This window comes from Saccharothrix sp. (assembly GCF_031180885.1).
Lineage (GTDB): Bacteria > Actinomycetota > Actinomycetes > Mycobacteriales > Pseudonocardiaceae > Actinosynnema.
In genome coordinates, this window is sequence record NZ_JAPSLK010000066.1 from 24,730 (window position 1) to 36,143 (window position 11,414).

11 protein-coding genes are annotated in these 11,414 nt (G+C 68.6%); 2 read left to right on the top strand and 9 right to left on the bottom strand.

Annotation, left to right across the window (positions count from 1 at the left end):
- Positions 1–149: 149 nt before the first annotated feature.
- The 4 genes from RIN75_RS38540 to RIN75_RS38555 form a co-directional block, all read right to left on the bottom strand.
- Positions 150–1,169 carry an SLOG family protein gene (locus RIN75_RS38540; protein ID WP_309117047.1) on the bottom strand — a complete coding sequence of 340 codons (1,020 nt, stop codon included), beginning with the start codon at positions 1,167–1,169 and terminating at the stop codon, positions 150–152.
- A 401-nt stretch (positions 1,170–1,570) separates the two neighbouring features.
- On the bottom strand, positions 1,571–2,191 hold the full coding sequence (locus RIN75_RS38545; protein WP_309117048.1) for a DUF6461 domain-containing protein: 621 nt from the start codon (positions 2,189–2,191) through the stop codon (positions 1,571–1,573).
- Entirely contained in the window at positions 2,185–2,790 is a 606-nt protein-coding gene (locus RIN75_RS38550; RefSeq protein WP_309117049.1) for a NucA/NucB deoxyribonuclease domain-containing protein, read from the bottom strand. Before RIN75_RS38550 ends, RIN75_RS38545 begins: the two co-directional genes overlap by 7 nt.
- Positions 2,791–3,201: 411 nt before the next feature.
- Complete coding sequence (locus RIN75_RS38555; RefSeq protein WP_309117050.1) at positions 3,202–3,516, bottom strand: recombinase family protein; 315 nt, start codon at positions 3,514–3,516, stop codon at positions 3,202–3,204.
- Positions 3,517–4,058: 542 nt separating this feature from the next.
- Here RIN75_RS38555 and RIN75_RS38560 point away from each other — a divergent pair.
- Positions 4,059–5,714, top strand: coding sequence for a helix-turn-helix transcriptional regulator (locus RIN75_RS38560; protein ID WP_309117051.1), 1,656 nt, complete (start codon positions 4,059–4,061; stop codon positions 5,712–5,714).
- 1 nt (position 5,715) lies between these two features.
- On the opposite strand, the gene RIN75_RS38565 is transcribed toward RIN75_RS38560, so the two are convergent.
- From RIN75_RS38565 to RIN75_RS38585, 5 genes are all read right to left on the bottom strand, one after another.
- Positions 5,716–6,678, bottom strand: coding sequence for an alpha/beta fold hydrolase (locus tag RIN75_RS38565; protein WP_309117052.1), 963 nt, complete (start codon positions 6,676–6,678; stop codon positions 5,716–5,718).
- Between the two features lie 100 nt (positions 6,679–6,778).
- Positions 6,779–7,150, bottom strand: coding sequence for a hypothetical protein (locus RIN75_RS38570; RefSeq protein WP_309117053.1), 372 nt, complete (start codon positions 7,148–7,150; stop codon positions 6,779–6,781).
- A gap of 254 nt (positions 7,151–7,404) precedes the next feature.
- On the bottom strand, positions 7,405–8,310 hold the full coding sequence (dprA, locus tag RIN75_RS38575) for a DNA-processing protein DprA (RefSeq protein WP_309117054.1): 906 nt from the start codon (positions 8,308–8,310) through the stop codon (positions 7,405–7,407).
- Positions 8,311–8,480: 170 nt separating this feature from the next.
- Positions 8,481–9,251 carry a Crp/Fnr family transcriptional regulator gene (locus RIN75_RS38580; protein ID WP_309117055.1) on the bottom strand — a complete coding sequence of 257 codons (771 nt, stop codon included), beginning with the start codon at positions 9,249–9,251 and terminating at the stop codon, positions 8,481–8,483.
- 165 nt (positions 9,252–9,416) lie between these two features.
- Positions 9,417–9,923: a hypothetical protein gene (locus RIN75_RS38585; protein WP_309117056.1), complete on the bottom strand. Its 507-nt coding sequence runs from the start codon at positions 9,921–9,923 to the stop codon at positions 9,417–9,419.
- 439 nt (positions 9,924–10,362) lie between these two features.
- Here RIN75_RS38585 and RIN75_RS38590 point away from each other — a divergent pair, with 439 nt between their 5' ends.
- Positions 10,363–10,746 (top strand): NUDIX hydrolase, encoded by a 384-nt coding sequence (locus RIN75_RS38590; RefSeq protein WP_309117057.1) that lies wholly within the window; start codon positions 10,363–10,365, stop codon positions 10,744–10,746.
- The last annotated feature ends 668 nt before the right edge of the window (positions 10,747–11,414 follow it).

Genomic DNA, 11,414 nt, shown 5'->3' on the forward strand with positions numbered 1-11,414 from the left:
GATGACCGGGCTGAGGCCCCGGGGTGTTCGGTTGCGCATAGCTCGGGCCTCCTTTGTGGATGGCGTGCTGTTGGTGGGGTCGTTGTGGGGTCCGCAAGGAGCCGGCGGTCGGCGTCACCGCCGGCAGCCGGGTCCCGGCTGGGCGCGTACTACCCGACCGCAGGAGTGCCGGGGTCGTGCTGGGTGAGCTGACTTGGGCGCGGCAGCACGAGGCGGGTGTCGCGTTTGCGGACATCGATGCGGATGATCGGTCGACGGCCCAGCGCCGAGGCGACGGCCGCGTGGGTTCCGCCGCCCCGGTGCTCGGGATCGACCACGGCGACCAGCGCGTCGCAGTCGCGGATCATCCAGTCGTTGCGGTCGAACAGCGCCTTGGTGCTGAACCGGGTGTCCAGCACGGCGACGCGGGAGGCGAAGCCTTGGACGCGTCGGTGGTGAGCCTTCCAGTCCGCTTGCCACCGGTCGGCCTGCTGCGGAAATGGCTGGTACAGCCAGACCCGGGTGCCGGCGGCGTGGGCGGCGTCGGCCCACCACAGGTCGGATCCCATCGCGCCGCCGGAGATCGCGACGCTGGTGCCGTGCTCGGCGCGCAACTTGGCTGCGATGCGCGTCAGTTCGGCGATCACCCAGTCGTGGCTGTCTGCGGGCAGGATGTGGGGCCGGTGGCCGGTGCACGCCACCCGGGTCCACTGGCGGGCGGGCGCGTCGGTGAACTCGTCACGCAAGCGCATCAGCGTCCGGCCGAGTTCGTTGCGTCCCGGTGTGGCGCGGTGCCGGTGGCAGCGGCAGTCACCCCAGTGTTGATCGTGCCAGTCGTTGGCCTCGACCAGCAGCGCGCTCCCCGTGGCGATCAGTCGCCGACGCAGGCCGGGGTCGCTGAACTTCGCGGCAAGCACCTCCTGCATGACGCGGTAGCGGTACACCTCGTCCCATTGCTTGCGAAGCGGCACCTGACGGCCGAGCCGCTTGGCCGCGCCCGCACTGGGCGCCGCGGCGATGCGTGCCCGCAGAGCGCGGTCGAGGGTCTTGCCTGCGGCGAACGCGGCCTCCGCGGTCGCGTAGTCCAGGCCTTCCCAGGTGAGCGGCGAGTGGTGATGGTTCGACAGCCACTGGTAGTCGTCGCGGAACCCGTCGATCACGTCGATTGCGGGGTGGTCGGTGTTGGGCATCGAAGAACCTCCGCTGGATGCGTTGTCCCCTGTTCGAGGGCACCGGTGTGCTCGGACGGCACAAGCCGAAATGGCGAATCCGGTGCTGAAAGGGGGCTGGCTTCGCTCACCGCGCGGCGCCCTTCCTGACATGTGGGTGGCGTTCCTCGCGGTGGCGAGGTGCGTCCGCCGGACAGGGCTGTTGTGGGTGGGTCCAGCGGGGTGTGCTGGACCCACCCACAACAGCCCTGTACCGTGCGCGCACCGGGGCACCGCGAGGAACGCCACCGACCAGCTTCCCTCATGACTTGGGCATAGACCATTGTGGACGGTCGCGGCGTTTCGTCGGAGGCTCGTACGTCCGCGAAGTCCTCTTGGTGTGCGGAGGTGTCGGCTGGTGGCTTCCGTGTGTTCCCGAGAGGCTATGGCTTGTCGGCACCTTCGACCCGGCGGTACAGCCAGTGGGGATCCGGAACCTGGTACGTCGGCCGACGTACCGCCAGCCACGACGGGTCGAACTCGACCCCGGTTCGCTGTTCCATCAGGGCGAAGCAGACCTGGGTGGCGGTCTCGACCTCGACTTCCGGGCCGATCGCCCAGTCCGGGCGGACCTCGTGCGGTGCTGCCTGTGGCGCGTAGGGGTACAGGTGCTCGAAACGCGCTGTCACGGTGCCGTCGTCTGCCGCGGTGACCAGGCCGAAGCCGTTGACGTTCCAGTACACGCTGAAGAACTCACCGCCGTCGGCGGAGCAGCGACGCGCGATCTCCGGCAGGCTCCCGCTCCAGCCGTTGTTCTCCAACACCACGACCCGGTCGTCGAGGTCGATGAACTGGACGTGGAACCTCATGTCCGTCCCGTCGCCCTGGAGGTCCGCCAGCTGAGCGAACGGGTAGTCGCCGACCGAGGTGGGGTTGCCACCGTAGACGTCGAGCACCTGCGCCGACGTGCTTCCGCGGACTATGGCGACCGTCATCGCCTCGATCTCGTTCACCCACGCGTACCTGATGGTCACGTCGTCGGCCTCCGCCGGCTCCCTCAGCATGAGCCCTGCTCCTTGGCGATATCCGTTCCCGTGAACGGCTCGGACGCAATGTCGTCCGGATTGATGATGACCACCAGGAAGTCCTCTCCGTCCTTCGGGTACTGCCTGCCGTAGGAGCCGCCCTGGCACAGATTCTCCCGCGTCGGCACTTCTTCCGCACGCGCTCCGGCACCACCCTGGTCGGTGCTCGCCATCGGGTACTCGTCACACGACCCCCCGTGCGGCCGAGGGAAGCTCCTCGGGCACGCGGCAGCCCGGTTCGTGTTCTGCTTGCTCCGGTTCATCGTGAGTATTCCGGGATGCCCGTCGCTCCAGGCGAGGTTGGTGTTCCGGGCGATGAACGGCATTTTCGCGGCGTCGACGAGCAGCACGTGCCGTTCGTCGCACACCCGGTCCGAGACTATCTGCTCCTTGGTGCAACGCTCGACCGACGATGCCGCGTCGTCAGCGACGACGAAGCTCACGTCGTCGATGGTGATCCTTTCGACACCGTCGTCCAGTACTCCGTCGAGCAGCCCGTTCTGGTAGGCGACCACGCCGATGCCGCCGACCAGGACGAGGGGCAGCAATAGTCCGCCACCCTTGGTTCTGGATCCCACATGCGCTCCTCGAGAATCGCGACTGATCATTGATCGTGTGCAGGTCATGTGGTGTGCCGGCCGGGTCGTGGGTCGGCTTCCTGGGCGCGGACGGGCTGCATTTGGGCGGTCGACATGGTGAGCAGCGCGTTGTACCTGGCCAGGCGGGTCGACGGAATCGCCGGGGCACGAGCCGGTTGTCCCGCGCGGCGCACGGACGAGTCGGTGTTGTGAGAAGGCGGCGGTGTAGGGCGGAGATCGGCAACCTGGAGCCGCGCCCAACGTTCCGCCCTCGCGCGTCTGCGCTCACCCAGGTATCCGCTCACCAGCCACCACGCGAAGACGACGACGAGCAATGCGACGAGGATTACGCCCGCTACCGTCACAATCGTGTGCGCCGTCGAGCCCACCGGATACTCCTTTTCAATGTCATCACCCGCCGTCGCGATTCATGTAGATCACCTTGGATCCTGTGCGGCGAATCGCCTCGCACAGCGAATCCAACTTCTCCTCGTCCGCGGACAGGTGCTCGGGATGCGGCACGACCACCCCGTGTGTGTCGGGCAGTCGAAGCACGTCGAGCAGCCCGGAGAGACCGGGGCGGCGCACCTCGTCGCCCGTCGAACCCCGGTCGATGAACATGCTCCTCAGCCGAAAACCGTTCTCTCGGCAGAATTGGACGACCTCGACCCGCCAGGCCGCGATCTCGATCTCGTCCGGGTTCTGCGCGAAGAGGTAGCCGCACACGAGTCGGTGCTCCGGCCCGTCGAGAGGGGCCCGGTGGACTGTCGAGCGTTCCACAGTCAGAAACCTTCCCGGAGCCGGTACGCCAGCCGAACCTGTGGACAAGGCCAAAGGGCTGCGCATTGTGCGCAGATCGAGCCAAGTGGGACGTGCAGCAGGAAGGCCAGACAGATCAGGCCGTACAGCTGCTGAGGTTCGGGAAGCTCGGGCTCCTCGATCGGTGGTGCTGTCGGAGGTGTCGGTCGAACCAGCGGAGCTGTTGCCCGTGCTGCCACGCTTACCGCCTGCCTTCAGGTCCGTCTGCCTGGGTGGCATCCGGCGCCGGGATTCGGCGCGGCGCGGTGCGGGGGACTGCTACGGCTACAGCTCACCGCGCCTCGGGGAGGGCGTCGGTTGACCGGCGCCGGGTGCCTGCCGTGAGAGTGGTCCTCACGTGGGCTCTCGAGGTCGCGGTCACACGCATGTTGGTATGCGGAAAACTCATACGCAGCTACGCTGCGTGCACGTAACGTGACCAAGTTGGGTGCTGGTTCTGCGCAGAACGGGTGGAGATCGCGATCATGGGTACAGAGCCGGGCGTGCGCCGGTGCCGGTGCGGCACGCGGCTGGCCCGGGACAACCGCGGCCCGCTGTGCCATGCGTGTGTCCAAGCCGCCCGTGACCTCCATGCACGGCCTCCCGCGGTGCCGGCCGAGTTCTGGCGGCACCCGACGATGCAGGCTGCACTGGCGGCCCGGGACATGGGCGCGGTGATCCTCGCCTTCCGCAAGCACCCGTTCCACGGCCGGGACATCGCGCAGCGTGTCGTCGCCGCGTGGGGCGGCATCACGCAGACCAGACTGAGCCACATCGAGAACGGCGAGGAGATCGACAGCCTCAAGAAGCTCATGCGCTGGGCGCATGTCCTCCGCATCCCGCACGACCTACTGTGGTTCCGGATGCCCGGAGCTCCCGAGCCCAGTGACGCGCCTCGGGGGCCGCAGCACGCCGACCACCTCGGATCGTCGGTGCGACACGACCCGCCTTCTCGGCCGAAAACAGTCGTGGTGCCGGCACTGATCAACGGGAGGTCCGTGCTGCTCTCGCTCGATCCCGGGACGGTGTCCGACAGCGAGCTGGGCACCCTGCTCGGCGAGGCGGAGCTGGTTGCCGACCCGAGGGGAGTCACTGGTGTCACGGCCGACGAACGGGGCGACATGAGTCCACTGAAACGCCGGACTTTCCTCGGCAACAGCGTGGCGGCGTCCGTGCTGCCGCTGCTCGACGCGGCGACTGCTGAGCGCATCCAGGCAGCGCTGGTCGACCCTCGGCGCTATTTGGACGGCTCGGTGGTGAATCTCCTTGCCGGACGGCTCGCGGCCTTCAAGGAGGACGACCGGTGGCTCGGGAGCCTGGAGACATTGCCGAAAGTCCTGGCGTTGATCGACGCCGTTAAGACCCCTGCTCGAGAGGTCGAACGTCCGGTGCGGCTGGCACTCCTGCGGCTCGGTGCCGACGCGGCGGAGTTCGCGGGATGGTTGTACCGGGACCTCGGTGACCACGCCGCCGCGCTGTACTGGCACGACCGCGCTGTGGAGTGGGCTCAGGGCGCCGAAGACGTGTCGATGCAGGGCTACGTGCTGCTCAGGAAGGCCCAACTCGCCTACGACCAGCGTGACCCGGTCGGGATGCTCACCCTGAGCCAGGCCGCGCAGAGCGCCTCGTTCGACCTCCCGAAACGGGTCAAAGCCGAAGCGGTACAACAGGAAGCACGGGCCGACGCGATGCTCGGAGCGAGCATCGACGCGGTCGAGCGGAAGTTGGACCTGGCGCGCAGGATGTTGGACGAAGCGGAAGCGGGACCGGACGACCGTGGGTTGGGAGCCCATTACGGCCCGACGCTGCTCACGATGCAAGCGGCAGTGTGCAAGACGGAGGCCGGTCGACCCCGCCACGCTGTCGCGCTCTACGAACGCACGCTGAACGAGAAGGACTTCTCGCCTCGTGACTACGGGTTCTTCCTCTCGTGGAAGGCAGCGTCGCTCGCGTTCGCGGGTGAGCCCGACGAAGCCGCCGCAGTGGGCATCGCGTCTGCCAAGCGCGCTCGCGACGTGGAATCGCAGCGGACGAAGCGGGAACTCGAACGAGTGGTCAAGACGCTGGAGCCGTGGAAGAACCGGCCGGCGGTCCGTCAGTTGCGGGCGGCTGTCGGGGTCGAGTGAGTTAGCTCGCGCAGTCGCTGATCCAGTCGGTGATGGTGTCGATCACGAAGGCCTGCCACTTCTGGCTCTGCGGGTCGGCGTATGTCGGGTCGTCGTGCACGGCGAACCCGTGCTGCGCACCTTCGATCTCGACCAGCCTGTGCGTGCAGCGCAGTTGCCGATCAGCTTCCCTGGACGACTCCACGGGGATGAACGTGTCCCGGGTGCCGTGCACGATCAGCGTCGGCGCCACGATCTGGCCGAGGACGGCGCGCGGCTGGAGCCAGAAGACCTCGTTGAGGATCGGCCGACCGAGCCTGAACGTGGGGGAGTGGCCGACGTAGCCCTGTTCCAGCAGTTGGCGGCCGGCCTTCTCGTCGATGGTGCCGGTCGCCCATGCGCGCTTCTCGTCGACGAAGCGGCGCTTGTAGTCGATCAAGGGGTTGAGCAGGACCAGGCTCGCCAGCTCCTGTGGCTTCGTGGCGGCGTAGTAGGCGGAGATACCGCCGGAGAAACTCGCCGCCACCACGCTCGTCGACGTCATGCCGCTCACCGAGCGCAGGTGATCGAGGCCGGACTGGACGACGTTGAGCATCGCGGACAACGTGAGGTCTTCCTGCCGCCCTTCGCTCTCACCGTGGCCGGGAAGGTCGAAACGCAGCGACGCGATGCCGGCGCTGCTCAATCCTTGTGCGACGCGGGCGAAGAAGCCGCCTTCCTCGCGGGTGACCCCGGCACCATGCACGAGAAGCACGGCGTGCCGAGGTTCGCTGTCCGGACGGGTGTATGTGCCAGCCAGGTACAAGCCATCAAGAGTGCGCAACCTGGTGGCAACGGACTGCATCTCGCCCTCCCGCTCGTCGACTGCACTCCATGATCCCAGCCCGGCGAGCGACAGCAAGGTGACGGGCTGCTGTTCGGACCATTGGGTTAACTCGGCGACCGTTCGCCTACCGGAGTGACCGTCCTCCGCGACGGAGTCCACGCCTGCGGGCCGTCCTCGAGTCGAGGCGAGCGTGGCTACCCAGTTCCGGTGGGACCGGTGAGTCCAACTCCGGTAGACGACCGATCCGCTCACAACGTGGTCAGCCCAAATCCAGCGGCGTGCTGCCGTGGCGGCGCACCAGGGTCTGGGCCGGTTTCGGGATGCGGAGCCACCCCCGCGGCTGGCAGGCGTAGGCGCGTCCGTCCACGATGACGACGTCGCCGATCGACAAGGACCTGTTGCCGCGTCGGCGATAGTCTGTCGCGCGCGGGTCCGGCGCACCGTGCTCGGGATCGTCTCCGATGTTGCACAGCGCGAACGCGTGCTCGGCGAGGTCGATGTCGTTGGTGCGCGCTGCCGGAGGTTCCTGGAACCTGAGCACCGGGATCACGGGCTGGCGGCGGTAGCCGGTGATGAGCGCTTGGTCGTCGGCGTTGTGCAGGACCAGCACCGTGACCGGTCGGCGCAGCACGCGCAGGATCGTGTGTCGGCACCGGTCGAGCGCGGCGCTCAGGAAGGACGAATAGGACTTCATCGGTGTCCCGCTCTAGTGATGGGTCGGTGGCGTTCCTCGCGGTGGCGAGGCGCGTCCGCCGGGCAGGGCCGATGTGGGGTTGGTCCAGCGCGGTTTGCTGGACCAACCCCAGCGGTCCTGTACGGTGCGCGCACTCGTCACCGCGGGGAACACCGCCGATTCCCGCCTCTTCTACGTTTCAGACTTCTCGTTCAGAGCTCCTGGCGGTCGGTGACCGGGAGCGAGTCGAGTTCGACATCGGCGTGGGTGGTGGCCAGCCGGGCGTGTCCGTCGCGCAGCAGCTCGTGCACGCCTGCCGAGAGCGCCGAGGTGATGGGCCCGGGCACGCCGTACACCCGACGGCCCACTGAGGCGGCGGTCCGGGTGATGTTGAGCGCGCCGCTGCGCCGGCCGGCCTCGACGATCACCGTCGCCCCGCTCAGCGCCGCCAGCAGGCGGTTGCGCGCGGCGAACCGGAACCCGGCCGGAACGACGCCGACCGGGTACTCGCTGACCAGCAGCCCGCCCTGCTTCACCACGTTCTCCAACAGCGCCGCGTGCCCGGCCGGGTAGGCACGGTCCACGCTGCACGCCAGTACGACCACCGTGGGCTCGTCGGCGGTGAGCGCGCCGCGGTGAGCGGCACCTTCGATGCCGTACGACCCTCCGCCCACCACCGTCACGCCGGTCTCGGCGAACGCGAAGGCGAACTCCGCGGCGATGTGGTTCCCGTAGCCGGTGGCCGCGCGGGTGCCGGTGATGGTCACCGCCGCGCGCGTCAACGCCGCGAGAGACGCGTCGCCGCGGACGAACAGCCCCAACGGCACTGTCAGCCCGGCGGCCTCCAGCGCGGCGAAGCGTTCACGGGGCCACTCGGTGTCCTCCGGGGTGAGCAGCCGGATCTGGTCTTGGTCCACGGCGTTCAGATCGGGTCGGATGTCGGTGGCGGGGTGGTGGATTTCGGCGGCCACCGCGGCCGGGGCGGTGCCGGCCCGGATCGAGGCCGCGGCCTCGACTACACCCACCGTGGCGACGAAGTCATGCATCGCCGGTGCCGGTGGTTCGGCGGCGCGCATGAGGTACAGCAGAGCATGCAGACTGGTTGTGTCCAACGACATGATCCATTCCTTGTTGACGAACACGGACTGCGGCTGATCCCCGGCTCTGGCCGGTGGCGCCGTGGGCGGTGGTGGCCGCCGGTGACCATCCGGGGGCGACAGCAGAACGGCCCGGCTCCGGTTCGCAGCGGAACCAGAGCCGGGCCGTGGTGTGGGAGCGAGTGGTTCCGCTAGCGGGCCTGGTTCGCCAGCGCGTCCGGGTCGAGGATCAACACACTCCTCTGCCCGCGTTGCAGCCACCCGCGCCGTTCGAACTTGAGCAGCGTCTCGTTGACGGTCTTGCGGGCCGCGCCGATCAGCTGCGCGATCTCTCGCTGCGTCAAGCCGTGGGCGACCACGAGCACCCCGTCCTCCTGGCGCCCGAACTGCTCGGCGAGGTCCAGGAGCACCCTTGCGACCCGCCCGTACACCGTGTCGGTGATCAGCTCGGCCAGCGCCGAGTTGGTGCTGCGGACCCGGCGGGCGAGCAGTCGCAGGAGGTGGTCGGCGATCTCGGGCCGGTCGGTGAGCCACCGACTCAACCCTTGATGGTCCATGCTCACGGCGCGCGTCTGGGTCAACGCCGTTGCCGTGCACGTGCGGGGTCCGGAGTCGAAGATCGACAGCTCGCCGAACATGTCGCCCGGACCGGCGAGTCCCAGCAGGTGCGGCCGACCGGCGGCCGACGTGCGACCGACCTTCACCGTCCCCTCCTGCAGGACGTAAAGCCGGTCACCCGGATCGCCTTCCGTGAAGATCACGTAGCCGCGCGGGAAGTGGGAGATCGCACCGGCCATCTCGAGGACTGAACGGATCGGGTGCTCGATGGGGAGGTGGGCGAAGGGGCGGATAGTGGACAACATGCAACTCCAAGTGTTCGGGCGCGGGTGCCAGGACCTCACCGCCGACGGGTCGAGGGTGAGGTCCTCGCGGAGTTGGGCGTAGGGGAAGCGGGGACGCACCCGCCAGAGCGCGGTGTGCTTGCGCTCTCCGGGCCGCTGCGGTGGTTCAGCCGGCGCCGACAGGCGCGTGTGGAACGTCCATGGCTGCCCGGCTGGCCGTGCGTGGCCGCACCGGCGGCCGATGCGCCCCCCGCACTGCGGGAGGTGGCGGCGTGTCGGTGTGGGTCAGGTACTGGCCCAGCCGAAGAACAGCCAGCCGGTCACCTCGGGAGAGCCGATGGTGCAGACGGTGGCGGTGGTGGGTTCGTCGATGACGATGCGTCCGCTCGCTCGGGTTTGGTGGCCCCTGAGATAGACGGTGGTGACGGTCTCGCCGTCACCAAGACAGCCGTCGGCCGCGGCGAGCCCGGCCGACCGCTCGTCCGGGTACCCGCCCATTCGAGGAGGTACCGGCAGCTCGCGCAGTGTGCGGAAGCCGCCGCTCACGGCGATGGCACCCGCGGGTCCGCGCTTGTCCTGGATCCGGTCGTCGTTGTGGCTCAGCCGGTTCGCCAGCTCCCTGGCGTCGTCCTCGGACATCGGCTCGCCGATGACGACGAACGCGGTCTTCTCGGCGATCGTGCCGGTGTAGCCGCCGTGACCGTAATCGTGCTGGGCCTGCTCGACAGCCGCGCGGAAGGCGACGTCGGCGTCGGTGCCCTCGGCGTAGGTGATGAAGGGCTCTGCACCCATCGCGGGTACTCCTCGGTTTGCTGGACCGAGCGGCTGAACCGACCGCCTGTTCGAAGACGTCCCAGGCTGGTCGGACTGTGCCGCTGCCCCGCGGTCCGGCGGGGCGCGCTCGGGTCGCGCTTGGGGTGGTCGGGTGTCAAGTCCGCGGATGTTCTTGCGCGGACTTGACACCCGACCACCCCAAGCGCAGCCTGCGCGCCGCCCCCGCCGGGTCGCGGGAAGCGGAACTGCGGCGACACGAGAGCGTGCGCCTTGCGATCACATGTTCCAATTCCGGTGCACGGTCGGAGGAGAGTTCGTTCACGGGCTCACCGTTCGCGTCGATCCTCGGGATCGGTCATGACCGAGTGCTCCGTTGCCGGTGAGCAGATCGCGCCACTGTCGGGAGGTCAACGATATGAGCCAGTTCGTTTACCCCGTGTCCATCAATGGTGTGGTTGTGCCTGACGACCGGGTGTTGCTGGTGAAGAACGAGCGCGAGGAGTCGGAGCTGCCGGGGCCGGATCTCACCCGGCGAGACGCCCGAGGAGTGCGTGGCGCGGGGATCGCCGAGGAGACACAGTGGCAGGTGACCACCGGTCCGATCCTCGACACGTGGATGTACCACATCACTGTGGCGGACAAGAACGTGTTCATCGTGACCTACGGCTGCTACTCAGACGGCGTCGGCGAACCCGTACTTTCCCACGACAGCAAGGAGATCGGGCTGTCCACCGAGTCCGAGATGAACGGCTTGACCCTGCCCGGCGGGTACAAGCGCTCCATCGCGACGACCTGGTTCGCGCGCCTGCGCGAGACCGACAGGAGCCGATCCGGCAGCTGACCGTGCCGAGTGGACGATGCGAGGTGTGCAGTGTCGAGCCGGGCAGGCTCGCGATCGAGCCGATCTGCCCGACGGGCCACGCGACCGCGCATCACGAGCCGCCGGCCATGCCGGTTCGCCCGCCGACACCAGCGGTCTGGTTGTGTTCGGCCCCGAACCATGATCCGACCTGTCACCGGTGTTGCCCAACCTGCGCCTTCCCTGTCGGAAGCACCTATTGCATGTCCACACTCGCTGTGGCGCCATTGGTCGCGAGGTGCTCATGCCCGCCGATGCGCCATCCGCACAAGCCAGTCACGTCGATGAAGCCGAGAGGTGAGCATCGTCGAGTAGGTCGCCCAGACAGCGGCGTTGCCTCGGTGCGGTGACGGGAGCGTAGCCGCTTCGCGCGCAATTGCCCGGCAATACACACGGCGAGCTGCTGTGGGCAGGGCTCGATCGGGACAGCCATCCAGGCGGCAGGGAGTGCTGTGTCCACCGGTGTAGCGGCCGCTGCACGTGCGGTCGACGGCGTGAATGCTGTACGGCTGACGGGGTATCACCGACCTCCTGGTGTGCGCAAATCCAGGGCCGCGGGGGGGGGGGGGGGGGCCGCCCCGGGCGGCGGGGGGGGGGGGCCCGGCGCCCCCCCGGCCCCCCCCGCGGGGGGCGGGGGGGGGGGGGGGGGC